Annotated in this window: 22 protein-coding genes; 9 read left to right on the top strand and 13 right to left on the bottom strand. The window is 65.3% G+C overall.

Features of this window, described 5'->3' with window-relative positions:
* From WG901_RS19800 to WG901_RS19785, 4 genes are all read left to right on the top strand, one after another.
* Positions 1-958, top strand: a 958-nt coding sequence (locus WG901_RS19800; protein ID WP_339588843.1) for a HamA C-terminal domain-containing protein, incomplete at its 5' end; no start/stop codon positions are given.
* Positions 955-3,588 (top strand): DEAD/DEAH box helicase, encoded by a 2,634-nt coding sequence (locus WG901_RS19795; protein WP_339588842.1) that lies wholly within the window; start codon positions 955-957, stop codon positions 3,586-3,588. The genes WG901_RS19800 and WG901_RS19795, both read left to right, overlap by 4 nt.
* 91 nt (positions 3,589-3,679) lie before the next feature.
* Positions 3,680-4,003, top strand: a complete 324-nt coding sequence (locus tag WG901_RS19790; RefSeq protein WP_339588841.1) for a DCL family protein — start codon at positions 3,680-3,682, stop codon at positions 4,001-4,003.
* Between the two features lie 162 nt (positions 4,004-4,165).
* On the top strand, positions 4,166-5,989 hold the full coding sequence (locus WG901_RS19785; protein ID WP_339588840.1) for a hypothetical protein: 1,824 nt from the start codon (positions 4,166-4,168) through the stop codon (positions 5,987-5,989).
* A 311-nt stretch (positions 5,990-6,300) separates the two neighbouring features.
* On the opposite strand, the gene bioD is transcribed toward WG901_RS19785, so the two are convergent.
* From bioD to WG901_RS19755, 6 genes are all read right to left on the bottom strand, one after another.
* On the bottom strand, positions 6,301-6,924 hold the full coding sequence (bioD, locus tag WG901_RS19780) for a dethiobiotin synthase (protein ID WP_339588839.1): 624 nt from the start codon (positions 6,922-6,924) through the stop codon (positions 6,301-6,303).
* The gene (locus WG901_RS19775; protein WP_339588838.1) at positions 6,921-8,060 is read right to left on the bottom strand and encodes an 8-amino-7-oxononanoate synthase; all 1,140 of its coding nucleotides are present in this window, start codon (positions 8,058-8,060) and stop codon (positions 6,921-6,923) included. The genes bioD and WG901_RS19775 overlap by 4 nt, the downstream gene beginning before the upstream one ends.
* 28 nt (positions 8,061-8,088) lie before the next feature.
* A complete protein-coding gene (locus WG901_RS19770) occupies positions 8,089-8,847 on the bottom strand; it encodes an SDR family NAD(P)-dependent oxidoreductase (RefSeq protein ID WP_339588837.1) in 759 nt (252 codons plus the stop codon).
* Entirely contained in the window at positions 8,844-9,218 is a 375-nt protein-coding gene (locus tag WG901_RS19765; protein WP_339588836.1) for a hypothetical protein, read from the bottom strand. Before WG901_RS19765 ends, WG901_RS19770 begins: the two co-directional genes overlap by 4 nt.
* Before the next feature lie 3 nt (positions 9,219-9,221).
* Positions 9,222-11,141 carry a linalool dehydratase/isomerase domain-containing protein gene (locus WG901_RS19760; protein ID WP_339588835.1) on the bottom strand — a complete coding sequence of 640 codons (1,920 nt, stop codon included), beginning with the start codon at positions 11,139-11,141 and terminating at the stop codon, positions 9,222-9,224.
* 120 nt (positions 11,142-11,261) lie between these two features.
* A complete protein-coding gene (locus WG901_RS19755) occupies positions 11,262-13,619 on the bottom strand; it encodes a TonB-dependent receptor (protein WP_339588834.1) in 2,358 nt (785 codons plus the stop codon).
* Positions 13,620-13,813: 194 nt separating this feature from the next.
* On the opposite strand from WG901_RS19755, the gene WG901_RS19750 reads away from it, so the two are divergent.
* The 4 genes from WG901_RS19750 (at position 13,814) to WG901_RS19735 (ending at position 17,325) form a co-directional block, all read left to right on the top strand.
* On the top strand, positions 13,814-14,551 hold the full coding sequence (locus tag WG901_RS19750; RefSeq protein WP_339588833.1) for a GntR family transcriptional regulator: 738 nt from the start codon (positions 13,814-13,816) through the stop codon (positions 14,549-14,551).
* A gap of 240 nt (positions 14,552-14,791) precedes the next feature.
* Positions 14,792-15,115: an EthD family reductase gene (locus tag WG901_RS19745; protein WP_339588832.1), complete on the top strand. Its 324-nt coding sequence runs from the start codon at positions 14,792-14,794 to the stop codon at positions 15,113-15,115.
* A gap of 14 nt (positions 15,116-15,129) precedes the next feature.
* Complete coding sequence (locus WG901_RS19740) at positions 15,130-16,338, top strand: Rv3169 family protein (protein ID WP_339588831.1); 1,209 nt, start codon at positions 15,130-15,132, stop codon at positions 16,336-16,338.
* Positions 16,339-16,341: 3 nt separating this feature from the next.
* On the top strand, positions 16,342-17,325 hold the full coding sequence (locus tag WG901_RS19735; protein WP_339588830.1) for a phosphotransferase family protein: 984 nt from the start codon (positions 16,342-16,344) through the stop codon (positions 17,323-17,325).
* A gap of 132 nt (positions 17,326-17,457) precedes the next feature.
* Here WG901_RS19735 and WG901_RS19730 read toward each other — a convergent pair whose 3' ends face one another.
* The 4 genes from WG901_RS19730 to WG901_RS19715 are packed head-to-tail and all read right to left on the bottom strand — an operon-like array spanning position 17,458 to position 20,935.
* Entirely contained in the window at positions 17,458-17,859 is a 402-nt protein-coding gene (locus WG901_RS19730; protein WP_339588829.1) for a hypothetical protein, read from the bottom strand.
* Between the two features lie 3 nt (positions 17,860-17,862).
* A complete protein-coding gene (locus WG901_RS19725) occupies positions 17,863-19,581 on the bottom strand; it encodes a pyruvate, phosphate dikinase (RefSeq protein WP_339588828.1) in 1,719 nt (572 codons plus the stop codon).
* A gap of 2 nt (positions 19,582-19,583) precedes the next feature.
* Positions 19,584-20,186 carry a hypothetical protein gene (locus tag WG901_RS19720; protein ID WP_339588827.1) on the bottom strand — a complete coding sequence of 201 codons (603 nt, stop codon included), beginning with the start codon at positions 20,184-20,186 and terminating at the stop codon, positions 19,584-19,586.
* The gene (locus WG901_RS19715) at positions 20,183-20,935 is read right to left on the bottom strand and encodes a PEP-utilizing enzyme (RefSeq protein ID WP_339588826.1); all 753 of its coding nucleotides are present in this window, start codon (positions 20,933-20,935) and stop codon (positions 20,183-20,185) included. Before WG901_RS19715 ends, WG901_RS19720 begins: the two co-directional genes overlap by 4 nt.
* A gap of 145 nt (positions 20,936-21,080) precedes the next feature.
* Between WG901_RS19715 and surE the strand changes: the two genes are divergently transcribed.
* Positions 21,081-21,854, top strand: a complete 774-nt coding sequence (gene surE, locus WG901_RS19710) for a 5'/3'-nucleotidase SurE (RefSeq protein ID WP_339588825.1) — start codon at positions 21,081-21,083, stop codon at positions 21,852-21,854.
* A gap of 39 nt (positions 21,855-21,893) precedes the next feature.
* Here the strand turns inward: surE and WG901_RS19705 are convergent, their stop codons facing one another.
* The 3 genes from WG901_RS19705 to WG901_RS19695 are packed head-to-tail and all read right to left on the bottom strand — an operon-like array spanning position 21,894 to position 24,826.
* Positions 21,894-22,043: a hypothetical protein gene (locus tag WG901_RS19705; RefSeq protein WP_339588824.1), complete on the bottom strand. Its 150-nt coding sequence runs from the start codon at positions 22,041-22,043 to the stop codon at positions 21,894-21,896.
* 9 nt (positions 22,044-22,052) lie between these two features.
* Positions 22,053-23,276 carry a thiolase family protein gene (locus tag WG901_RS19700; protein ID WP_339588823.1) on the bottom strand — a complete coding sequence of 408 codons (1,224 nt, stop codon included), beginning with the start codon at positions 23,274-23,276 and terminating at the stop codon, positions 22,053-22,055.
* Positions 23,276-24,826, bottom strand: a complete 1,551-nt coding sequence (locus WG901_RS19695) for a class I adenylate-forming enzyme family protein (protein ID WP_339588822.1) — start codon at positions 24,824-24,826, stop codon at positions 23,276-23,278. The genes WG901_RS19700 and WG901_RS19695 overlap by 1 nt, the downstream gene beginning before the upstream one ends.
* Between the last annotated feature and the right edge of the window lies 1 nt (position 24,827).

Below are 24,827 nucleotides of genomic sequence, written 5' to 3'. Positions count from 1 at the left end.
CACGAATGCGCTAGCTCCGCTTTCGCTAACAGACTTCGAGCAGGCGATCGCCTCTAAGCCCAACACTCTCGCGGTCCACCTTGACCTGGTTGAGCGCGATATTGAAGTTGAGGGCTGTAAGGTCCGCATTCACTGCCACTGCTTGAGAGTGGACGCAAATGGACGAGTGAGCCCAGTTCGGCTCGCCGAATTCATGCGCTCAGCGGTGATCGACTATGCGATCCCGCACGAGGCGCGCCAACGCGCGAAGGAGCGAGACAATCGGGAAGGCGGTTCCGCCGCCACGATCGAACTCTATCACCGCGCGTTGGGTACGTTTACCGATCTGAAAACGTCCGGCGAAGGCGGGGAGCTGCTCCTCTACCTACTCGCCGAACGTTTCCTTAATTTACCGCAGATCCTCTGCAAGATGTCGCTTAAGACAAGTGCGCAGGTGCACTACCATGGCGCAGATGGCGTATACGCGGACGTGGACGAAGACGGGGTGCTGAACCTTTACTGGGGGGAATCCAAGATCCACTCCGACCCAGCCAGGGCAATTCGAGAATGCCTTAGCTCGTTGAAGCCATTTCTCGACGAGGAGGAGGGGGAGGCGGCCAAACGCGAACGGGACCTCGTGTTGTTGAGCGAGCGGGCCGACCTCGGGAATCCGGACCTCAATGCCTCGCTGCGCCGGTTCTTCGACGAGAGCGATCCGCTCGTGAAAAGGAAGCGATATCGTGCGGTCGCGCTGGTTGGCTTCGATAGCGGAGCCTATCCGGCCGCTGGCGGAAAATGTGGCGCGAACGACGTTATCGACGCCTCAAGGGAAGCGCTCAAGAAGTGGGCTGAGAACGTAGGGAATCGACTGATCCTCGAGGAACTCACCGACTGCCAGATCGAGTTTCTCTGCCTGCCGCTTCCTGATGCCGAGGCCTTCCGCTTGGCTGTGCTCGACTCCCTGGGATTGGCGAAGTGACCGAGGATGAGCTCATTGAGTGGCTCCTCGCCGAGGGTGTGGCGAGCGATCTCGCACTACTGTCTAGGATCAACGCGCTACAGGAACTTGAGAACGTCCAGCCGGTGGGAGCCGTCGCAGAGGCTCTGGGCGGGGTCGACTGGAATCGACTTCTCCTCGCCGGCAGCATACTGGCGCGCTCCGAAGCTCGGCCGCCGCGTGAGGCGGCGCTCCTGATCGCGACTTCATCGATCACGTTGGCGCAACGCGGCCCGACGCGAGATGCTGCGGCGCTGCTGTTCGAGCAGCTTTCCAACAAGCTAGCGGTCGGGCTTGCGCAAAGGAGAGGTGAGGTCGGAGTGGATCTCGATGCCCGTCTGGGCGTCGGCGCGCGGCTGGAGCTGACGCGAAACCGTCTAATGAACTCGGTGGTGCTTGAGGCCGATGGCGGACTCTTGGAGGTCAACGTCTTCCAGCGGTCTTTTTGGAGAGGTTCGCAGGACGAACACGGTTGGATGTCCGCGTCGGCGCCGACCGCGTGCGGGAAGACGTATCTGGTGCAGCAGTGGCTGCTAGACCAAATGCGGGCGAAACGCGCCCGGATGGTCGTATACCTCGCGCCGACCCGCGCGCTCGTCAGCGAGACTGAGACGAACCTCAGGAACTTGCTAGCAAGCGCAAGCTTCGGCGCCGGTCAGATTCGAGTTAGCTCGCTCCCACTGACGGACGAATACTTGGCGATGCGGAACGGCGGACCTCCGCTGGTCGCGGTCTTCACGCAAGAGCGACTGCACCTTTTTGCCAATGCGCTATCGGATGAGATGGAGATCGACCTGCTGATCGTTGACGAGGCTCACAAGATTGGCGACACCAAGCGCGGTGTGATCCTGCAGGATGCGATCGAGCGCGTGACGCGGGCAAGTCCCAATGTTCGGGCAGTCTTCATCAGCCCGGCGACACAGAACCCCCACACACTGCTGGATGACGCGCCGGCATCAGCGGATCGCCGAGTGGTCGACAGTGATGCGCCGACGGTTCTTCAAAACGTGCTCTTCGCGCAGCAGGTCAAGCGACAGACCACGAAGTACGATCTCGCTATCCGACGCGGTGACGAGCTTGAGAGCGTCGGAATCCTGAGCTTGACCGACCGTCCGATCGGGCTCCGAAAGAGGATAGCCTTCATCGCTGAGGCCCTGACGGGTCACCGGTCAGGCACCTTGATATACGCCAACGGTCCCGACGAAGCAGAGAAGATTGCGTTTCTGCTGAACCAGGGAACGGTTCGTGAAGCCATCGATCCAGAACTAGCGGCCCTTGCGGATCTCTCGCGGAAGGGGGTGCATCCGGGTTACCTCCTGGCGCCCCTCGTCGAGCGGGGTGTCGCGTTCCACTACGGCAATATGCCGTCGCTGTTGCGATCGGAAATCGAGCGGCTCTTCAAGTCTGGCAAGATACGCTTCCTCGTGTGCACGTCGACCCTCATCGAGGGCGTCAACCTCTCGTGTCGGATGATCGTGCTCCGCGGTCCAAGAAAGGGAAGCGGCAAGCACATGCTGGGGCACGACTTCTGGAACTTGGCCGGTCGGGCGGGTCGATGGGGTGATGAGTTCCAAGGCAAGATCATCTGCATCGACCCACACGACGAAGAAGCGTGGCCACACGGTGTGCCCAAGCGCGCGCGTTACGAGATTAAGCGTGAAACGGACCTTGTTATGGAGAAGCCCGAAGAGCTGCTCGGCTTCCTTGATGAACGCGCGGGCATGTCGATGGGCGAAGTCGGCCGCGGCTCCAAGCTCGAACAGGTCTCGTCCTATTTGATCTCGACGTTCCTGCGAGCTGGCTCCGTTGCCGATGCCGCATTCGCGAAGCGGCACGATCCGAGCTTCGTCGCGGATTTGGACAAGGCGCTCGCCGATCTATGCAAGGTTATTCGCCTGCCTTCGAAGCTGAGCGCGCGGCATCCTGGCGTGAGCGCTATCGCGATGCAGTCCCTCCTTGAGTTCTTCGAGCGGCATCCGGGCGAAGCCGAGGATCTCGTCCCGGCGGCCACAGAGGACGACGAGGCGGTAGCTTCCATGATGTTCGTGATGCAGACGATCAACAACCACCTCTACCCAGCCTTTAAGCCGGATGAACTGATCTACGGTCACGCAGTAACCGTTCAGCGATGGCTCCGAGGTTGGTCACTCGCCCGTATGATTAAGATGCGCATCGAGAACCTTCGACGGAGCGGAAAGGCCGTCAACATCCCGAAGGTCTGCCGGCAAACAATGGAAATGGTCGAGCAGACTGCGCGGTTTGCCGCACCAAAGTACATCGCCGCCTACGTGGACGTTCTGAGGGTTCATCTGGAGAACATCGGGCGTACCGATCTTCTTCACGACCGCTTCGACATAGGTCTGGCACTCGAGTTCGGCATCTCCACGCAGACGCTTCTCTCACTGATGGAACTGGGTCTCTCCAGGATGAGCGCCGTCGCGCTGTACGAGGTGATGGCGATGGATGACCTCGACCAAGACGCATGCCGCAATTGGATGCGTACCAACGGCGACGCGTTGGAAAGCGCGGGAATACCCATTATCATAGTGCGGGAGTTACGCGAGAAGTTACTAGGCGAGCCACCGCCATTGCCGGCCGCGGGGGCAGATTGACCACCCGGCGCCCGTTATCGGACGCACGGCCCCACGCTGCCTCAGTAGACACCGCGAACCAACATTTTTATTTCCCTACTAGGAGGTCAGAATGGGAAAGACACGGCGGATTACTCTCACCACGCGATCGTTTGAAAAGGCTGGGGACGCAACGGCGTTCTTCACGGCTATGCTAAACCGGTACAACATCGGTGACTGCGTCAGCGCCGAAGACGCGACCGATCTGTGCGCACTACTCCGGCGTCATGATCAGTTTGAGGAAAAAGCCGGAACCGGCATCGCGGGTTTCGAAGTCAACACACCGCCGGAAGACGTACCACAGTTTTCGAGGAGATGCTTCTGGGTTATCAGAAGCGATGATACGAAGATCGACTTCTCGATCGGTCATTGTCTTAAACCGAGGCCATACGACTGATCCGCCGGCAGGGACGTCGAAGCGTCAACTCGTCGGCGGACTTCGAACCGAGCCGGTACAGGTCTCCGCTTCTCGGTGCCGACAGACGTCATTAGGATGACCGGGTATAGGCCTAGTAGCAACCCGGGGATTTTGAGCAAGGGCCAGGTCAAAGGGGGGAGCATGATCGAGCATCTTCGGGCTGCTAAGACGGCCAACTTCCACCGGTTGAAGAAACCCCTTAGCCTTGCCGCCATCAACGGCCTTTTCACGTCGATAAGGGCGTCCCATGCGGAACCCTCGCATAATTTTTTCGCACACCGGCGCGTGGAGCATGGTCCGGCCGTCTGGTCCGCGATCTGCTTCTCCTATGAGCAAAAGCCGGCATTCCTCGCCGATGACGCGGGGGCTGACGAAAGGGTGTGGGGCTTCCTGCTCCTCGTCGAACATCGCGGCCATGCGGCGATCTTCAAGTCTCGTCTCAACCTGCCCAATGCTTTCGGGACGCGCTATCTCGGCCGGGTATCGGCCGAGCGCGTGGACGCCGCCATCGCTCGACAGGACGCGATCTTCGAGAAGGTGCGGCTTCGAAACCTTTCCGTCTCCGGCTTCGCCATGCGGACGAAAAGTTATGAGGCGAACGATCTAAAAGCGGTCGTCGGCCCATCCGGAGCGAACCGCTATGCGCCGCTCGGTTACGCACTGCGCGCGGGCCAGGACCATTACAGGACGACCCCGAGCACGGGACGCATCGCTTTGCGCTCGGAGCGGATAGGCCATCTTGAGTTGGTCGACTATGCGGTATCCGTGATCGAGGAACTGCTCGACGCGGAACCGGCCAGGAACGATTTCATTCGTACATTCGCGCGTGCGGTGGACCTCGAGGAAGCTCTTGAGACGGCAAGGCCGGCGGCGTTTGCTGTCGACGTTGCCAGCTTGGCTGGAGCCATTCACGACGCACGGCTGATTCGCCTCGTTCGCTTCGAGGAAGGCAACCTTCTCCAGCTTTCCAACGTTGAGGTCGACAGCGTTCTCGACGAACTTGGCCAAGTGCTTGAAATTGGAGATGTCGCGGGAAAGCTGTGTTCGCTGTCACGTCCGGGGGCGCCGCAAGATCCAGTCGGCGCGATCGCGCTCAACAAATCCGGTATCGGGCTGCGCAAGCTGGACCTTCCTCTAGCTTCCGACGTGTCCGTCGAGCAGACGGACTATCCGCTCGGCGCCGATCCCAACCGGCTTTCGCTGCGCCGCTATATCGACAAGGAGAATGGCTATATCATTCTCTTCAGCGACCCTGCTCTCGGCTATATAGGCGGGAACTTGTTCCGCGACGGCGCGATGGCCGAGGGGGGCGACGTGCTGCTGCGTTACCTCGTCACGAACGCGGACCTCGATAATGTCACCGACGAGAAGGGGACGTTCACGCAAGGTCACACGAGTTTCGACGAGGATTCCACATTTGGCGTCGTCGTAGCCAGCGTCGCCCACGGAGACGGAATTCTCGTCTGCGACGATCTCGGCGACGAGTGGGCTGACTTCATTGGTCTCGACAATGAGGCCAGCCCGCCGCGCATCAGCTTCTACCACGGCAAGCACGGGCCCCTCTCCCTCGGCGCCAGTCCCTTCCATGTGTCCGTCAGCCAAGCCCAGAAGAATCTCGAACGCATGATGCTCCCCGCCACGGCGATGGGTGGTAAGATCAATGGCTGGGGAAACAGTTACATCAGTGGAGGCGGCGTTCACACCGCTATTCCGAGGGTCATCCGAGGCGATCAGGAGTTGCTCGCCGAGGCCTTTGAGCAGGCGCGAGCGGCCCCCGACGCCATACGACGCGCCATGATCGTTATTTCCTCGCTCAGCAAGGGCGCGGTGGAGGAAGCCCTTAGCGAGATCCGGGCTGGCGGTCACCCTGATCCCTACTTCATTCAGCTCTATCAGCTGCTGATGAGCGTCTTCTCGGCATGCACCGATATGAACGCGTTCGGATATGTTGTGTGCCGGCCGTGATCACGAAGAAACGCCCTGAATGAATGCCTCCAGCGCCGAAGGGGGGCAACGGCAACCGGCAACTATCTTTTTTTTGTGAGCTGGAAGCCACCTGTCGGCAACCGGCCCAATCTCCGCCAACTGCGGTGCAGGTCGGATAAGCGCCGAACGTCGGCTTCTGGACACATCTGCCGTTCAACACTTGGCCACCGAACGGCCGAAAAGTCCCAGGGACGGTCAATCCCATCGGTGCGCCACCTACATGAATGCACGGCGGCTTTCGGGGATCGGAAATCTGGCGTCGAACGTCCGGTTTGTTGGCGGAGACAGCCCTATGATCCAATCACATCGATATGGATCTGGTCTGTCACGGAATCGGCCAGCGACGCGGGGGTAACTGGATCGAGGTGCGGCAAGCGGCCGAGGTGACGAACCTGGCCGAAACGCACGATGGCGGCCTCACTTGCCAAATTTTCGTATCCGGAGAAGACAATACCCGCCACCGCCACGCCGCGGCTGCGCAGCGCTTCGAGCGAGAGCAGGCTGTGGTTGATCGTGCCGAGTACCGTCCGCGCGACGAGGATCACCGGCAGGCCCCATTGCGCGAAGAGATCGACGTAGAGCGTCTCGTCGTTGACCGGGACGAGCACGCCGCCCGCGCCCTCGACGATCAGCGGGCCGTCGCCTTCGGGCAGTACCAGCGCCGCGGGATCGATCCGCACCCCGTCGATCCGTGCGGCCTCGTGCGGCGAGCAGGCGGTGTTCAGCCGCCAGGTCTCGGGCAGGACTTCGGCGCGGCCTTCGGTCAGCCGGTGGACCGCTTCGCTGTCGCTCTCCTCGTCGAGCCCGGCCTGGACTGGCTTCCAGTAGCGCGCGCGCAGGTGGCCGGCGAGGCCGGCGGCGACCAGGGTCTTGCCGACGCCGGTGTCGGTCCCGGTAACGACGTAGCGGCTCATGCCTTGGCCGTGGCTTCCGCGAGCACGGCGGCCAGACCCTCGATGTCGGCGAGCGCCGCATTGTTGGTGATCGAGATGCGCAGCCGGGCGGTCCCGTTGGGGACCGTCGGCGGGCGGATGCCGCGCACGTCGTAGCCCGCGGCCTGGAGCGCACCGGCCAGTTCCATCGTGCGGTCGTCGGGACCGACGATCAGCGGCAAGATTTGCGAGCCTGCCACTGCGGCGCCGAGCGGCGCAAGCAGGGTCTCGGCCTGGCGCACGCGCGTCCACAGCGCTTCGCGCAGGTCGGGCCGATCGCGCACGAGACCCAGCGCGGCGCGCACGACGGCGGCCATCAGCGGCGAGGGTGCGGTCGAGAAGATGAAGCCGCGGCCGCGGTTGACGAGGAAGTCGGTGACCACGGCTGAGCCGCAGACCAGCGCGCCCTCGGCGCCGAGCGCCTTGCCGCAGGTGCGCAGGGTGATCAGGTTCTCGCGATCCGAGATCGTATCGGCAAGCCCGCGGCCGTCGCGGCCGAACACGCCGGTAGCATGGGCTTCGTCGATCAGCAGCACGCCGTCGTGGCGGTCGGCGACCTCGATCAGCGCGGCGAGCGGCGCCTGATCGCCGTCCATCGAATAGAGGCTTTCGACCGCGAGCCAAGGCGTGCCCATGCCGCCTTCGGCGCGCCAGCGGCGGATTGCATGGTCGAAGGCGTCGACCTGGTTGTGGCGTACTGCGACGGTCTCGGCGCGGCCGAGCTTCATGCCCTCGTGTGCAGAGGCGTGGACCAGTTCGTCGTAGACGACGAGGTCGCCGCGCTGGGGCAGGGTCGAGAGCAGCGCCGAATTGGCGGCATAGCCGGTGGCGAACCACAGCGCGGACTCGCTGCCGAAGAAGGCCGCGGCCTCGGCCTCAAGCGCCTCGTGCTCGGGGCAGTTGCCGCGCAACAGGCGCGATCCGCCTGAGCCGACCGGGACGCCGCGGTCGAGCGCCGCGCGTGCAGCTTCGGCCAGCAGACCCGAGCGGCCGAGCCCGAGATAGTCGTTCGAAGCGAAATCAACCCCGACCTCGGGGATCAGGCGGCGCCGGCGGGCGCTCGAAGCAAGTCGGGCGAGATGCCGGGCATGCCGGTCGTAAAGGAAATCCGCGGTCAAGAGTCTGTCCTCAAAAGCACGGCAGTCGTCAGGCCATGTGACCGCCGCAATTGGCCTGGATCACCTGCCCGGTGATGACGGTCGCGCGCGGGGAGGCGAGAAACAGGAACACCTCGGCGATCTCACGCGGCTCGGCGAGACGCCCAAGCGGCAATTGCGCAGTCACCGCCGCCACGGCGCCCGTCGTGTCGCTGAGCATCAAGGCGCGCACCGAGTCAGTCAGAGTCGGCCCGGCCGAAACCACGTTGACCCGGACGTCGGGCGCCGCCTCGGCGGCCATGGCGCGGCTAAATCCTTCGATCCCTGCCTTGCTCGCGCTGTATGCAGCCAGACCCGGCGTCGGGAACCGCGCCGCGGTCGACGACATGTTCACCACGCTGCCTTGGCTTTCGCGCAAGGTCGGAAGGGCCGCGCGGCACATCGCGAAAGTAGCGTAGAGATTGCTGTCGATCGTCTCACGGAAATCGCCGTCCTGCGTCTCTTCGATACGCGCAGTCGGATACCAGCCGGCGACGTTGGCGAGCACGTCCAGCCGGCCGAATTTGGACAGCGCTTCGACGACGGCGCGCTCGGCGGTTTCGGCCGAGGTGATATCGCCGAACACCAGCGCCGGCCGGCGACCGATGGTGTCCGCGATTTTCTTCGCAGCTGCTTCGAGGCGCTCGCGATTGCGCGCGACGAGGACCAGATCGGCGCCCTGTTCGGCGAAAAGCTGCGCAACCGCCAAGCCAATGCCGCGCGAACTGCCCGTGACGAGCGCGGTCCGTCCCGCGAGTTCACCGTTCACGTCAAGATCCTCATCGGCCTATCGTCTCCGCGCAGCACGAGGCGGACGCTGCGCGTGCCCTTGCTGCCGCAAACGTCGGCATAGACTATCGTCTGCCCGCGCAATTGACCAATGGCCTGATCGCCGATCCGGTAGAGATGATTACCGTGCGCGACATAGAGCCAGCTGCCGAAGGCGGCCATCTCGACAACCAGCAGCGCCGCCACGGCCAGGCGCACGCGCGGCAGCGCGAGCCAGCGGCGCAACCGCGCATAGGCCGTGTCGAACTCGACGTCGGCCGGAACCTGGACGATCCCCCAGAACATGCCCCAGCGCCGCAGCAGTGCCACGATATGGGCGAGGAGCAGGGTCGCGAGGATGCAGCAGGCCATGGTTCAGCTCTCCGGCACGAGGTCGAGTTCGCTGCGGCTGTCGAGATTGAAGTCGAGCGCAGCCTTGCCGAGCGCGTCGGCGGTCACGCGCTGGCCGGTCTGGACCACGCGATAGCCGCGCTCAGGCACCAGGCGCGCGAAGCCCAGCTTGACGCGCTTGGGCCCTTCGCCTGCACGCAGGACCAGGCTCAGCGCGCGGCCGTCGCTGACCGCGCGCGTCACGATCGTTTCGGGATAGACCGCCTCGGCCAGCAGCGGCCCCTTACTCCAGGCCTCGGGCAGCCCCTTGGTGACCATGTCGCGAACCGTGTTACGGCGCGTCCAGGTCAGGGCATCGGCCATGCCTGGGCTGTACATTTCGTCGATCGTCTGTCGCGTCGCAGAGACGATCTCATCGTCGCCCATCTCCACCGCCGACCACAGCACCATCGTCAGCGGATTGAGCTCGGGCCACTGCTCGAACGAGAAATTGGCGGGCTTGCGCGTGTCCCAACCGAGCGGCAGCAGCTTGAATTCGAGCGAACCATCGGGCCGGCGCTTGATGAAGTCCTGCTTGAGCACCTGCCACAGGCGCTCGGCCTGGTCGGGCGCGTGCGGCGTGAGAAAGCGGATTCCCCAGGTCTCGCCGAACAGGCCCGACAGGCTTGGAACTTCGAAGCCGAAAGGCGTAGACGTGCAGACCTTGATGCGGCCATCGGCCATCATCATTTCCTCTTCCATGGTCTGCTCGAACCGCCCGCCGACGCGGCCAACCATGTCGCTGCCGTGGCGCGCGTCGTGGAGCGCCAGCGCGGTATGGCCGACGAGGTTGCACATCGAGTAGATCCAGCGCGGCTCACAGGGGAACCAGCCGAGATCGTAGCGCTGGTAATTCTTGACCACCTCCTCGAGCAGGGCCGTGTGGTCGTAGGGAAACGCAGTCTTCTCGTCCCAGCGGAAGGTCAGCGATCCAGGCGCGGCGAAAGGCGAAGTGCCACTGGCGGTCTCGAACAGCCCGAGCGATACGCCAAGGAAGCCCGAGAGCATGATGTTGTCGGTCGTGACTGGGTTCTTCTCGATCCGAAAGTTGCCCCAAAGGCTTTCCCAGAACCAATAGTTCCAGGTCTTACGGTCGATGTGCTTGCGGATCAGGTTTTCCTGCGCCTGGTTGAGATAGCCATGAAACGCGGGCAGCTGCGTGTACTGGCCAAAGGCCAGGTTCCACGACATCGTGCAGACCTGATAGCGTAGCGCGCCATCCTGCCAGGTGTCGTCGGTGGCGAAGCCCTTCCAGGTATCGACCGGTTGCAGCGCGAGATCGAGCATCCGGCGATATTCCCGGATCTGGCCGTCAGGCATCTCGGGCGAGGCTTCGACCGGCGTCTCGCGCAGGATCGGTTCGGTCCGTGCCAAGATTCCGTTGAGCTCCATGCCGCGTGCGCGCTGCGTCGCAAAGCGGCTGCGCCGGCGCAGCGCGAGGTAGCCGTGCAGCGCCAGGAGCGCCGCGGGAACGGCATACTCCATCGCCGCCACGCCTTCGCGTCCTTCGATCCAGGCGGCTGAGAGCAAGGCCGTACCGACGAGCACCGCGGGCGGCCCCAGAATCACGCCACGCGCCCACCAGATGAACATGATCACGGCGAAGGCGACGATCGAGAGCATGGCGCCGATCCCGCCGACCAGCCCGCCGGCAAAGAGGAAGCCGCCGCCCGGCAGCAGCACGCCGAGGCCGAAGGCCTTCCACTGTGCGCTCATGCCCAGGACGACGGGCGCGATGCCGAGCAGGAACAGGATCGCGAGGCCGGCATAGAAGCGGCGCAGGCGATAGGCGGTCAGCGGTCCATGCGCACGCCGCCGCTCGGGTATCGCCGGGATCGTGCCGATCAGGCGATCGGAAGGTGGCGCGGAAGCCATGCCCGCAGGCTCGATGAACTGGGTTGCCATTTGGACCTCTCCCGTCCCGGCACCGCGACTCCCGCGCGGGCAGGACTCAAACTATATTGTAGTACGATTTCATCAAACATAAAAATGCCCCGACCCGAAGGCCGGGGCAGTCGGGAGAGCTCAGTAACGCCAGCTCAACTGCACACCGTAAGTACGCGGCATGCCGGCGAAGCGGGAGATCGACGCGAGGTTGTCTTGGACATTGGTCCAGTAGAACGTGTTGGTTACGTTGCGGACGTAGCCACCGATGCGGATCTTGTCGTCACGCAAGCGCACGCCGGCGCGCAGGTCGAGCAGCGCATATTCCTTGACGATGAAGCGCGCGTCGCGGTCCACGAACTGGGTATTGGTGTTCGCCAGGGCGGTAGTGGTCTGGCTGTTGTAGGTGACCGAGGCGCCGGCATAGGCCTTCGACGTATCACCCACCGCCCACTCGTACTCGATGTCACCGATGGCGGTGATATCGGGCGCATAGGGGAACTTCTGCCCGGCGAAGTTGCGCAGCACACCGAGCGCGTCGTAACCTTCGAACTGGTTGATCTTGGTGTTGATGTAAGTGCCGCCGGCGGACAGGGTCAGACCATCTAGCGGCCGCACGTTGATTTGGGCCTCGATGCCGTAGACGCGGCTCTTGGGGATCTGAACGAGCCCGTCGAGCGTGCCGAAGACCGGATCGGGCTTGCGGCCGCGGAGCTGCTTGTCGGTATAGTCGTAGTAGAAGCCCGCCGCGGCGATCTCGACCGCACGATTGGCGAAGGGCGCCTTGATGCCGGCTTCGTAAGCCGTCACCGATTCCTGCTTGACCGGCGTGTAGCCGGTATAGCTGGCGACCGAGGCGGTCGGGAAGCTGCCCGACTTGTAGCCGCGGCTGACCCGCGCATAGAGCAGGATGTCGTTGTCTGTCTTGTAGTTGACGCCGACGTTCCAGGCGACGTTGTCCTCGTTGAGCTGGTCGAAAGCGGCCGGGTCGAAGATAACCGGGAAATTGGCCGTAAAAGTCAGACATCCGCCCGGCTGGACGTTGGTTCCGAACAGCGCGTTCCACCAGATCGCCGTGTCGCCGCCGAAGTCGTTCGTGCAGCCCTCGAAACTGCGCTTGCTCTTCGTGTAGCGGGCACCGCCGAGCAGGGTGAGATTGGGGCTGACCTGGAACTCGACGTTGCCGAACGCGGCATAGGTCGTGACATTCTGTCGCGAGTAGTTGAACGTCAGTTCGCCCTTCGGAGCGCCGGGGATCGCGAACAGCGGATCGGACGAGGGACCCTCGCTGAAATTGTAGAAAAGGCGATCGAAGGTGCGCGCGCGATTGTAATTGCCGCCGACGATGATGTTGAGATTGTCGAGCCGCGCCGAGAGCCGCAGTTCCTGCGAGAAGTCCTTGATGAAGCCGGTGGTGTTGGTGTCGACCGAGAATAGCGTCGTGCCGTCGAAATCCTGGACCGAGTCGGTCTTGTAGTCCGAATAGGCGGTGATCGAGGTCAGCGTCAGTTTGTCGCTGAGATCGAGGTCGGCGCGGGCGCTGACCTGCCAGAACTGATCGTCGCGCTTGGGCCGGCGCCCGAAGATGCCGTAGCCCCAGTCGGCCGCACGGGCGTCGTTTGGCGCGCGCGGATAAGCCTTGAAAGCCAGAGCCGCCGGGCTACCGCAGGTACCCGCAGTCGATAGGCGGCAGGTATCCTCGACGATCTGCGCCGCCTGGGTGTCGCCCTTGTCAATCCAGCCGTTGGCGTTGAGCAGCAGGCGGAAATTGCTGCCGGGATCGATCTCGAGCTGGAAGCGGCCCTGCAGCTGCCGCGTGCGGCCGAGCTTGTCGTTGCGCGTGAAGCTCTTCTGCCACTCGTCGCCGTGGACTCCGCGGACCGCGAGACGTGCCTTGACTCCGTCGGTAATCGGCCCGCTGACGAATGCCTGGCCGTCGAGCGTATTGAAACGACCGAAGCTGAGATCGGCGCCAGCGTCGAACTGGTCGGTCGGCTTGTTCGCGATGTAGTTGATCGCACCGCCGGTGGTGTTCTGGCCGAACAGCGTGCCCTGCGGCCCTTTCAGGACCTCGACGCGCTGGACGTCGAAGGCCACGCCGCGCGTCGTCGCACTGAACGGCAGCGCGACTTCGTCGGTATAGACCGCGACCGTAGGCGCGGCGGACAGCGTGGTCTCGTAGAAACCGATGCCGCGCAGCGTGTAGACAGGTGTGTTGAACGGCGAAGGCTGGACCGTGAGACCGGGAACGATTTTGCCCAGATCGGTGGGCGAGTTGATGCCGCGGTTCAGCAGATCCTCGCCGGTCTCGGCGGTGATCGAAAGGCCGACATCGTTGATCGACTGCTCACGCTTGTTCGCCGTGACGACGATTTCGTCGCCATAGCTGGGCGCGGCAGCCGGAGAGGCGGCCTCCTGGCCCCAGGCCGGAACCGCAGCGGCGAGCGCCACCAAAGAAACCGCCGCCGACACGGCAATACGACGCTTGGACGTATTCATAGCATCCTCCACTTCCCTGAATTCGAGCGGATTCGTTCCGCCGCCTTGCTCATTGAACTCCCACATCAACAGAGGTCTGTCAATATCGTTAGACGATTTCGTGTGATGGTACCGCCCGATTATTTGGTTTGCAGCATGGACGAGGCTGACGAATGGAGTTACGGAATTGGGAAATTTCCAGGGCGACGCGCGACATGGCCGGCAGATCGAAGAAGCAGATTGAGGAACGGGAGGATGCGGCCGACGCCGAAACCGAGGCGACCGATGGCGGTCTCGGCAGCGCCGCCGACAAAGTGGCGGACGCGATCATCCGCGGCATTCGTTCGGGCGCCTTCGTGCCCGGCCAGCACCTGGTCGAACCCGATCTGACTCGCCGACTCGGCATTAGCCGCGGCTCCTTGCGCGAGGCACTCAAGCACCTCGCCGCCGCCGGCATCGTCACGCTCAACCGGTTTCGCGGCGCCTATATCGCCTCGCTCGATCGCAAGTCGGTGCTCGACCTGCTCGAAGTGCTGGAGCCCCTCGCCCGCCTAGCCGCCCGACTCGCAGCAGCCCAGTGCGACACCGACGAGAAGCGCGAGATGATGCTAGCCGCCGCCAATGCGACCGACGAGGCCAATCGCAGCCACAACCGTGGCCAGTACCTCGAATGCCGTCGCGTGTTCTATTCGACCTTGGTTCGCATCGGCGGCAACCAGGAGCTGGAGCGCGCCATGCCCCTCACCCGCACCGACCTGTTCCGCGCGCAGATCGAAGCGATCCAGTCCGAGAAACAGCGAAATCGCCACGCCTCGGGCTATACCCGCATCGCCAAGGCCGTGGTCGATGGCAATGCGAGCGCTGCAGAGCGTGCCGTGCAGAAGCATTTCACCGGAACGCGCGACACGATCGAGGAACTGCCCTCGGATGCCTTCCCGAGCTTCAGCTCCTAGCCCCTTCCCGCGCGCCGCCAGCCCGCGAGGCGTGGCCGCCGCACGTGACAGCGCCGCCGCGAATCCCTCCCAAACCGAGCAATAAACGCGCCCATATTCCTTGAAATGGCGTCGCAATGTGTACGCAAAACGGCCGATCGCCGCTCCCGTTGCCATACCGTCGGTAAAAATGACTAGACGAAATCGTCAGACGGTTTTAGCAATTCGAACGGGACAAGAGAGGTATCGGAAAGGCTGAGGATGATTCGCGTTTCGGCCCTCTACCCGAACTCGGACGGCAGCCGCTTCGATGCGTGCTACTATGCCGAGCGGCATGAGCCCTTCGCCCGGAACCTGCTGGAGCCCTTCGGCCTCAGCGAGATCCGGACGACGCTCGGCCTTTCCGCACTCGACGGAACCCCACCCGCCTTCTGGGCGATTTCGGAAATGGTCTTCGCCACGCGCGGCCAGTTCGACAGCGCCATGGAGCACTGCGGCGAACGTCTGTTCGCCGACATTCCCAACTACACCGACGTCGTGCCCGTGCTGCAATTTAGCGAGCTCGGCAGCGACGCCGCGCCTTGAGAGGAGTCTGAAAGATGGATGCACTGCTGCGCAACGTACCAGTCCGCTTCGTGCGAAACGCGATGGAAGACATCGGCATGATCACCGCGCTCGATGAATACTTGAACCACCAAATCGTCGACACCTTCGCCTCGGTGTCAACGTCGGAGCTGAGCTGGACCGAGAAGATCTGGACCGCCATTGTGCGCAAGGACGGCGCGCTGGGCATCGACTTCGGCCTGGGCCGCTATCACAACCGAGGCGTGCTCGACGGCTGGGCCGCGGTCTCGCGCGGGGCCGAACAGTGGACCGTGCGCGCCAATCGCGAACTGCGTGACGATCCGTTGGTCACCGAAGTGGGCCCGTTGACTTACGAAGTCATCGAACCGCTGAAGCAGGTCCGCTTCGCGTTGGCGAAGAACGATCTCCAGCCGATCGCCTACGACATCACCTTCACGGCCGAGATGCCGCCGTTCTTCGAGGACCGCCACAAGCAGCGCGAAAGCGATGGCTTCCGCATCGGCTCCGACGTCATCCGCTACCATCAGATCGGCACGCCTTCGGGCTGGCTCGAACTGGAAGGCGAGCGGATCGAGATCCGGCCCGAGGAATGGACCGAATATCGCGATCATAGCTGGGGCACGCGCCTCGACGTCGGCGCGCACAACGCCGACGTTCGGCCCACGTCGAACTTCGGCGACGTCAAGTTCGGCGACGGCGAATTCGTGCTGCTCTGGAGCCCGTTCATGCTGGTTTCGCCCACGGGCGAGAAGACCGCCTATCACTTCTACTTCCAGTCGAAGCAGGGCCGCATCTTCTATTCCTCGGGCTATCGCAATCTTCCCGACGGGACGCAGGAGAAGGTTGCGCGCGTCCGTCCCGAACTGCGCTTCGACGACACCACCCGGCGCCTGCTCGGCGGCCGCGTCCACTTCGACATGCTTCAGGGCGGCTCGCATACGATCGAGGTCGAAGTCATGGGCACTTCGGGCGTCCACCTCGGGCCCGGCCTTTACCTGGGCTTCGACGGTCGCAAGCACGGTTCGTGGCACGGGCCGCTGACGCTGGAGGGCGAGAAGTTCGACAACACGCTGGACCGGGAGACGCTCAAGCGCATCCGCCAGCTCCGTGACTGCCCGATCCGCGTCACCGAGGGCGACTCGGTAGGCTACGGCATCATGGAGACCATCATCCACGGCGAGCATCCCGAACTCGGGCTGACCGCCGCGAACTCGCTGGTCTGAGCTATGGCGCGCGATACCGAAAGGCTCGCCCAGGGGCTGCGCGATTGGTTGCCGCGAGGTGACCGGATCACCGGCGTTACGACGCTTTCGGCCGGCCACTCGAACGAGACCTATCTCGTCGAGGGGCTGGACGAGGTGCTGCGCATGCCCCCCTCGGAAGAAGGCCTGCTGCCGCCCTACGACATGGTCCGACAGCACCAGGTGCTGTCGGCCGTGGCCGGCTCGGCGCCGCAGGTCCCGCTGCCACCGATGCTCGAGCTCTGCGCCGATCCCGAAGTGCTCGGCGATCCGTTCTTCCTGATGGGCAAGGTCTCGGGCGAGGCCTTCGAATATAGCGTGCCCGACTGGCTGGCCACCGATCCCGTCAACGGCGCCGAGCGCGTCTGCCGGCAGTGGTTCGACGCGGTCATGAGCCTGCACACCATGCCCGTCGCGGCGATGCCCGCAGGCAGGCGGACCGTGCAGGAGGAAGCCCAGCACTGGCTCGACGTCGCGCGCGGCGCCGAGTCCATGCCGGTGCTGGTCGCGGTGCTCGAGGATCTGGCCCAGCGCCCGCCGCGCAGCTCGGGCCCGGCGACGCCGGTCCACGGCGATCCCAAGCACGGCAACTGCCTGTGGGATCGCGGCCGGCTGACCGCGCTGCTCGACTGGGAAATGGCGCAGATCTCCGAGCCGTTGCTCGACCTCGGCTATATCCTGATGTTCCATGACCAGGGCGAAGCCTCGCTCGCCAATGCCGGCTTCGAACTGCCCGGCTGGTGGTCGCCCGAACGGATGGTCGCCGAGTGGGAAAAGGGCACGGGCCGCACCGCGGTCGACGTCCAGCGCTACGCCGTGCTCGGCCAGGCCAAGGTCGCAGCGATCATCTCGGTCGGCGCGCACCTGTTCAACAGCGGTCGCATCGCCGATCCGCGCTTCCAGGCCTTCGGCGCGGTCCTGCCCGCCTATGTCGGATTGCTCGAACGCCGCGCCATGACAGCCGGCTGAGCACGGAGCCCGTTCCCTTTCCCCCCAGCACCCCACCCGGAACGGGCTCCACCTCCTCCCCACCCGCAACGATCAATAAAAAGGCCCGCCCCTTCTCCAGGGGCGGGCCTTTCTCGTGCCGCAGATCGGGGGTCAGGCTGCGGCCGCGAGTTCCATCAAGCTGTCGGCATATTCGACGAGGGCGGCAGCGCTGAGCGCAACCACCGTGCCGGTTGCCGTGCTGGTCACCTCGGTGCGGCGCCCGAGCACGTCGATCGCGCCGATCACCGCGCCCGCGGCGACGACGTCGCCCACGGCGCAGGCCGGCTCGAACAAGCCCAGATGCGGCGCCTTGGCGGCGGTGACATGCGCGCTGGCTTCAGGCTGGTCCGCCAGTTCCTCGCCCGCGAGGACAGGCGCGAGCATCGGATTGCCCGCGCCTTCGAGCCGGGCCATGAACACCGCCCAGTCGCCGGCCTTGAGGTACATGTCCTTGAGCCGCGAACGCTCGAACTGGAGCAGCAGCGCGCGGATTTCCTGGATATCGGAATACATGCCTCAGCCCTCCAGCGCGACGAGCAGCGCGGGCAGCACCGGCTCGGTAATCATGGTCGTGACGCCGGCGCGGCGGGCCGCGCGGGCGATCTCGGGATTGGCGAGACCCGAGCCGCGCACCGACGCCTTGCCGGCGAGCGCATCGCCCAGGCTTTCCAGCGAGCCGTCGGCCAGCAGCAAGTCGACGTCGACCCCCTCGCCCGCCGGCGCGCTCTCGGGCGCGATCACCGCAACCGAACTGCGCTCACGCGCCCATTCGATCAAACGCGCGAGCTGCGCGTCGTCGGCCTCACGCGGCCGTTCGGTGGGCAGCGCGCCGAGGTAGACCTTGCCCGCAGCGCCATCAATCGTGACGATCTGCCCGGCGCGCGCCACCGCACCCACGCCGACACCGACCACGCAAGGCCGACCCAACGCGCGGCTGACGACCGCGGCGTGCGAGGTGGAACCACCCTGCTCGGTCACCACGCCCTTGGCGGCGATCATGCCGTGGACGTCATCCGGGCTGGTGGTGGCGCGAACCAGGATCACCGCTTCACCCGCGGCGGCACGGCGCTCGGCCTCGTCGGCGTCGGCAACGAGTACGCCGCTGGCGACGCCGGGACAGGCGCCCTCGCCCTGCGCGGCGATCTCGGCATTATCCGCGGCGCCATTGGCGAGGCGCGGCAACAGCAAGGTCGCGACCTGTTCGGCGCTGACGCGCGACAGCGCGGTAGCGGGATCGATCCGCCCTTCGGCGACCATGTCGACGGCGATGCGCACCGCCGCCGCCGGCGCGCGTTTGGCCGAGCGCGATTGCAGCAGATAGAGCCGGCCCGACTGGACGGTGAATTCGATGTCCTGAACGTCGCCGTTCTCGCGCTCGAGCAGGTCGCTGGCCGCCAGCAGCTCGGCATGGGCCTGCGGCGCGTGATCGCGCATGGCATCGAGCGGCAAAGGCGTGAACTTGCCCGAGACGACGTCTTCGCCCTGGGCGCGCGGCAGGTATTCGCCATAAGGCACGGGCTCGCCTGCCAGCGGATTGCGGCTAAACAGCACGCCGGTGCCGCTCTCCTCGTCGAGATTGCCGAAGACCATCGCCTGGACGGTGACCGCGGTGCCCATGTCGTGCGGGATGCCATTGTGCTCGCGATAGCGTTTGGCGCGGCGCGTGTTCCAGCTCTCGAAGACCGCGCGGATCGCGCCGAGCAGCTGGCTGCGCACGTCGCCCGGCACTTCGCCGCCGGCGGCGCTCACCGCGCCGCGCCAGGCGGCGGGATCGCCCATGCGCTCGAGCTCGACCGGCGCCTTGAGCACGATCGCGCTGTAGAGTTCGAGGAAGCGGCGGTGGGTGTCGCGCGCGAAATCGGGCAGCCCGGTCTCGCTCGCGAGCGCGGCTTCGCCGGCGTCGTCGATGCCCAGGTTGAGCACGGTGTCCATCATGCCGGGCATCGAGACCGCCGCGCCCGAGCGCACCGACAGGAGCAGGCGCTGGTCGCCAGCGCCGAAGCGGCGCCCGGCGCGCGCTTCGAGCCAGGCAATGCCCTGCTCGACCTCGTCGACGAGGCCCGGGAGGAAGTCTCCGTTTTCCAAATAGGCGAGGCAGGCCTTGGTCGAGATGACGAAGGCGGGCGGCACATCGAGGCCGAGCGCGGCCATCCGCGCGATCGACCAGGCTTTGCCGCCGATGACAGCGCGGTCGGGAATGCCGCTGCCGTCGAGCAGGATCGTCCAGTTCGTCATGTCTATTCCTCGCGCTCGCGGCCCATGATCCGCAGCAGCTCCTCGTGCAGCTCGAACCAGACGGTGTGATAGGAATCGCGGCGGATATCGCTGACCCATTCTGGATCGCCGTCCTCCGACGCTTCGAGCGCCGCGAGCAGCTTGTCGGCATAGTAGCGCAGCCGCGGCAGCTTGCCCGCCAGGCGTGCCAGGATCGGCTCGGCCTGCTCGTGCAGTCCGCCCAGCCGGTCGATCACCGCCGCGTCGTGCGCCTTGTCGCGGTGGTCGTTGGCGATCTTGGCGCCGCCGACGTCGAGCGTCTGCCAGTCGGTGATGATCTGCTTGAGCGTGACGTTGATCCGCTCAAAGCCCTCATAGGCGCCGACGAAAGCGGCATCGCTACGCAGATCGGCGAAATGGCGGGCATAGCGGGCGTGCAGCGCGACACCGGCGAGCGGGGTCAGCGCATAGGCGCCCTTGGCCTCGAACGCCCTGCCCGCGGCGACGGCAGCGTCGAGCTCGGCGCGCGCCGTGGCCTCAGACACCCCTGCCAGGCCGGCGATGGCCGCGGGCGGCGCGTGGCGCTTGATCGCGGTGGCATGGAAAACGAGATCGCGATCGTTCATCGGCCTGCCTCCTCAAGTAGCCAGACCCGGCCGACTCTTTCGACGCCCTGCTGATAGTCCTCGGTGGTCTTGGCCTCGGCCGTCGCCTCGATGGCGATGCGGTCACCCTCGCGGATACCGGTGACCTTGGCGTTCATCAGGCAGGGGATGTTGTACTCGCGCGTCAGGATGCCGAGATGCGAGCGGACGCTGCCGCCCGCGCAGATGACGCCGGTGAACTGATCTATGATCGGTGCGGTCAGGGTACCGCCCGAGTCGTCGATGATGGCGATCGATCCGGCGGGCACGCCGCCCGTGAGCAGTTCGAGCACCCGCTCGTTCGACCGCACGTAGAGCGCCTTGCCGCTGACGTCGGCCGGATAACGAACGACATTATCGCCGACGCCGCGCAGGGCCCGCCCCGCCTCGTCCGGTTCGGCCGAGGGCGCTTCGGGATGGGCGAAGCCCGCATCCTGCTCCTCGGCCCCGGCGAGCGGTTTGTAGGCCTCGGGACGCTCGGTCACGGAGGTCCGCGAAGACCAGTCGAAGCGATAGCCCGAGCCCAGGATTGCGCTCTCTACCGAAGCGATATCGGCCGCCGTCACCAGCCGGTCTGAGCCCGAAAAGACGAACTCTTCCCAGCTCATTCCGGACTCGCGCAGCCGCAGGCGCACCCGCTCCTTGATGAGGTCCAGCGCCGCCTCGACCAGCGGCGAAGCCGGCGGCCGAACATGGAGCGCATCGTCGATCGGCAATTTATCGGAGGTCACACCCTCTTCCCTCGTGCTGTTTCCCCAGATTTGCCGATTCCCGGATCGCCTGTCAACATTTTTGGATGAAATCGTCCGACGATATTGACCGATTAATTGTGACAGCGTAGCGGAAGAGGACCAGCCATTGGGAAGAGGAATGCCCATGTCAGCCGCCCCACCCCGCGTCCTGATCGTCAACGATGACGGCATCGACGGACCGGGCATCGTCCTGCTCGAGAAGATCGTGCGCCGTTTCACCGATGACGTCTGGGTGATCGCTCCCGACGAGGAACGCTCGGGCGCCGGTCACTCGATGTCGACCTATCACCCAATCCGCGTCCGCCAGCGCGACGAGCGTCATTTCGCGGTCAAGGGCACGCCCACCGACTGCGCGCTGCTGGGCGTCCACGACCTCATCCCCGACCGGCGCCCCGACATCATCGTGTCGGGCATCAACCGTGGCCCGAACCTGGCCGAGGACATCACCTATTCGGGTACGGCCTCGGCCGCGATGGAAGGCGCGATGCTGGGCATTCCCGCCATCGCGCTCAGCCAGGTCTTCCGGCCGCCCAACCAGCCCAACTGGGCCACGGCGGAAGCCTTCGCCGGAGAGGTGATCGAGAAGCTGCTGCGCGCCGAATGGCGCCCCGGCATGTTCGTCAACGTCAACTTCCCCGACTGCCCGCCCGAAGAGGTGCGCGGCATCCGCACGACGACCCAGGGCCTGCGTCCGCCCGGCGCCTTCCGCCCGATCCGCCGCGTCGATGAGCGGCACATCCCCTACTACTGGATCAAGATCGAACACCCCGAAGGCGGCCACGCGCCGGGGAACGATCTTCAGGCCGCGCTCGACAAGGAAGTGTCGATCACGCCGCTGCAACTGGACATGACCGATCGCCTCGCCATGCCGGGGCTCGACCGCTTGTTCGCAGATTGACGAGGGGTGGCCCGGCCGCCTGGCGGTCGGGCCGCTTCCTCAGCGCCGTTTGCGCAAGGGCGGCTCGGCCGTCTGGGGCACATCGTCCTGAGACGTGAAGACCTTGGCCCCCGGCCCCTTCCGGCCGATCGAATAGCGATAGATGACGTAGACGGTCGCACCCGCCATGGCCCAGCGCATCAGCTTCATGACGATCCTCTATGACTGCGCGAGAATGGTGACCGCGGACATGCCGTCCTCGACCCCATAGAAACCGCCCGAATTCTCGGCCACGGCGATGCGCGCGCCTTCGACCTGGCGCGGACCGGCGCGGCCGCGCAGCTGGGTGACCAGCTCGTGGATCTGGCCGATGCCGGTCGCCGCGAGCGGATGCCCCTTCGAGACCAGCCCGCCCGAGCCGTTGACGGGAATACGCCCGCCCAGCGCGGTCTCGCCGCGTTCGGCGGCGGCGCCGGCCTCGCCGGGAGCGCAGAGCCCCAGCGCCTCGGTCTGGATGATCTCGCCGATCGAACTGGCATCGTGGACTTCGGCGACGTGCATGTCCGCCGGTCCCAGCCCCGCTTTCTCGTAGGCGCGCGTGGACACCAGCCTCGTCACGTGATTGGCATAGTCGTCGGGCGCGCGGTCGCTGCCCGTCTGGCTCTCGGCCGCGAGCACGCGGATCGCCGCGCCCGAGAAGCGCTTGGCCAGTTCGGCCGAGCAGACGATTGCCGCCGAGGCACCGTCGCTGATCGGCGCGCACATCGGGTTGGTCAGCGGCCAGGCGACCTGCGGCGCGGCGAGGATCTCGTCCACGCTCATCGCCTCGCGGTACTGCGCCAGCGGATTGTGCGCCGAGGCCTGGTGATCCTTGGCCGCGACCGCCGCGATCTGGCGCTGGGTCGTGCCATAGGTCGCCATGTGCAGCCGCGCCTGCGCGGCATAGGCCTCCATCAGCGCGTTGGGACTTTCGAGATCGAGCCCCTCGGGCACCGGCTCGAGCAGGTCCCGGGTGCGCGCGAGATAGCCTTCGGCCTCTTCGATGTCGCGCGGCTGCTGGAACACGGCGAAGCGCTTGGCGCGGTCTTGGCTGTAGAGCTTCTCCACCCCGACCACGAGCGCCATTTCGGCGAGCCCGGCGCGGACGTGGTCGATGGCGAGATGCAGACCCATCGTCGAGCTGGCGCAGGCCGCTTCGACATGGAAGGCGCGCACGCCCGAAATGCCGAGCGGGCGCAGCGCATATTCGCCGGGGATCGACATCTCGCCGGCGAAGAAGCCCTGGATGACATTGGCATAGACCGCCATGTCGATCGCCTGCCCCTCGACGCCGGCGTCCTCGAGCGCCAGCCGCACGGCGGCCTGGGTCAGCTGCTCGTGGCTTTTGTCGAGATGGCGGCCGAAGGGCGTCATGCCCATGCCCAGGATCACGGCATCGCGCATCAGATCGTCCTTCCCGCCGCAGCCCAGCGCTGCTTCCGTAGCTCGGCGCGCAGCACCTTGCCGGCATTGCTGCGCGGCAATTGGTCCATTACCTCGATCGCCTTGGGCGTCTTGACCGGCCCGAGCGCTTCGCGCGTCGCGGCGAGCAGCGCGGCGACGTCGATCGTGCAACCCGCCTTGGGCTCGACCACGGCAACCACCGCCTCGCCCCATTTCTCGTCGGGCACGCCGATCACGGCGCAGTCCTGCACCTGCGGATCGGCCATCAGCGCCTGCTCGACCTCGGCCGGATAGACGTTGAACCCGCCCGAGATGATCATGTCCTTCTTGCGATCCACCACGTAGAACCAGCCGCCTTCATCGCGCAGTCCGATGTCGCCGGTGTGGTGCCAGCCGAAGGTCGAGACCTCGGCGGTCGCCTCGGGGTTCTTGTAATAGCCCTGCATCACCAGCGGCCCGCGCACGACGATCTCACCGCGCTCGCCGGGCGGGAGGATATTGCCGGCATCGTCCATGATCTCGACGATCGACAGCAGGTTGGCGCGGCCGCAAGAGCCCGGATGGGCCAGTTCGCCCGCTGCGTTCAGATGCTCGTGCGGCGGCATGGCGGTGACGCACATTGGCGCCTCGGTCTGGCCGAAGCTGGCGTTCATCACCGGCCCGAGCACTTCGATCGCTTCCTTGAGCCGATCGAGCGACATCGGCGCACCGGCGTAGGAAATGTATTCGAGGCTCGAGAGATCGGCGCTGCGCACGTCGGGATGCGCCAGCAGCATGTAGACCGCGGTCGGCGGCAGGAACATGTAGGTCACGCGATGCCGTTCGATCGCCTGCAGCACCGCGCCCGCATCGAAGGCCGGCAGCACCACCACGGTGCCACCCAAGGCCATCGAGGCCAGCGCCAGAGGTCCGGCGGCATGGGTCATCGGCGCCGCCACCAGGTTCACCGGCGGGGTCTTCATCGGCATCGAGGCGACGAGGCTGGAGACCAGCGCCTGCCAGTTGCCGTTGCTGAGCATGACGCCCTTCGAGCGCCCCGTCGTGCCGCCGGTATTGGCGAGGAAGCCCAGCTCCTCGCTCGCGCCCGAGCGGCGCTGCGGGATGGTCGCGTCGCCCTCGATCACGAGATCGCCGAGCCAGACGTCGGCCCCATCGATCGGCCGATCGATCGCAACGTAGCGCCGGATGTTCGGGCAGTCGCGGCGGAAAGTCTCGACGCGGTCGGCCAGGTCCGAATGGACGAACAGCGTATCGACATCGAGCAGGTCGAGCAGGTAGGCGTTCTCGCTCACCGAGGCGCGGTTGTTGGCCATCACCCAGACGCCGTCGGCGCGCAGCACGCCGAGAATCGCCTCGAAGGCGGTCATCGAATTGCCGCTGAGCACTGCGGCATGCGCGCCAGGCGCGAAGCCGTCCGCTATCAGCCCCCTTGCAATGGCGTTGCTACGCCGTTGCACCTCGCTGTAGGTGCGGCTGGTATTGCCCTCTATCATGCAGAGCCGATCGTGCGCCATGCGGGCGCCGCGATCGAAGAAATCGATCATCCGCATG

The sequence above is a fragment of the Novosphingobium anseongense genome (assembly GCF_037482895.1).
GTDB classification, from domain to species: Bacteria; Pseudomonadota; Alphaproteobacteria; order Sphingomonadales; family Sphingomonadaceae; genus Novosphingobium; species Novosphingobium anseongense.
Note: the sequence above shows the minus strand (reverse complement) of the source record. Positions and strands in the feature narration are given on the sequence as shown.

Coding starts and splice junctions, on each gene's coding strand:
- WG901_RS19790 (WP_339588841.1), top strand. CDS start 3,680: ATGGGAAAGACACGGCGGATTACTCTCACCACGCGATCGTTTGAAAAG.
- WG901_RS19785 (WP_339588840.1), top strand. CDS start 4,166: ATGATCGAGCATCTTCGGGCTGCTAAGACGGCCAACTTCCACCGGTTG.
- bioD (WP_339588839.1), bottom strand. CDS start 6,924: ATGAGCCGCTACGTCGTTACCGGGACCGACACCGGCGTCGGCAAGACC.
- WG901_RS19765 (WP_339588836.1), bottom strand. CDS start 9,218: ATGGCCTGCTGCATCCTCGCGACCCTGCTCCTCGCCCATATCGTGGCA.
- WG901_RS19760 (WP_339588835.1), bottom strand. CDS start 11,141: ATGGCAACCCAGTTCATCGAGCCTGCGGGCATGGCTTCCGCGCCACCT.
- WG901_RS19755 (WP_339588834.1), bottom strand. CDS start 13,619: ATGAATACGTCCAAGCGTCGTATTGCCGTGTCGGCGGCGGTTTCTTTG.
- WG901_RS19750 (WP_339588833.1), top strand. CDS start 13,814: ATGGCCGGCAGATCGAAGAAGCAGATTGAGGAACGGGAGGATGCGGCC.
- WG901_RS19745 (WP_339588832.1), top strand. CDS start 14,792: ATGATTCGCGTTTCGGCCCTCTACCCGAACTCGGACGGCAGCCGCTTC.
- WG901_RS19740 (WP_339588831.1), top strand. CDS start 15,130: ATGGATGCACTGCTGCGCAACGTACCAGTCCGCTTCGTGCGAAACGCG.
- WG901_RS19735 (WP_339588830.1), top strand. CDS start 16,342: ATGGCGCGCGATACCGAAAGGCTCGCCCAGGGGCTGCGCGATTGGTTG.
- WG901_RS19730 (WP_339588829.1), bottom strand. CDS start 17,859: ATGTATTCCGATATCCAGGAAATCCGCGCGCTGCTGCTCCAGTTCGAG.
- WG901_RS19725 (WP_339588828.1), bottom strand. CDS start 19,581: ATGACGAACTGGACGATCCTGCTCGACGGCAGCGGCATTCCCGACCGC.
- WG901_RS19720 (WP_339588827.1), bottom strand. CDS start 20,186: ATGAACGATCGCGATCTCGTTTTCCATGCCACCGCGATCAAGCGCCAC.
- surE (WP_339588825.1), top strand. CDS start 21,081: ATGTCAGCCGCCCCACCCCGCGTCCTGATCGTCAACGATGACGGCATC.
- WG901_RS19705 (WP_339588824.1), bottom strand. CDS start 22,043: ATGAAGCTGATGCGCTGGGCCATGGCGGGTGCGACCGTCTACGTCATC.
- WG901_RS19700 (WP_339588823.1), bottom strand. CDS start 23,276: ATGCGCGATGCCGTGATCCTGGGCATGGGCATGACGCCCTTCGGCCGC.
- WG901_RS19695 (WP_339588822.1), bottom strand. CDS start 24,826: ATGCGGATGATCGATTTCTTCGATCGCGGCGCCCGCATGGCGCACGAT.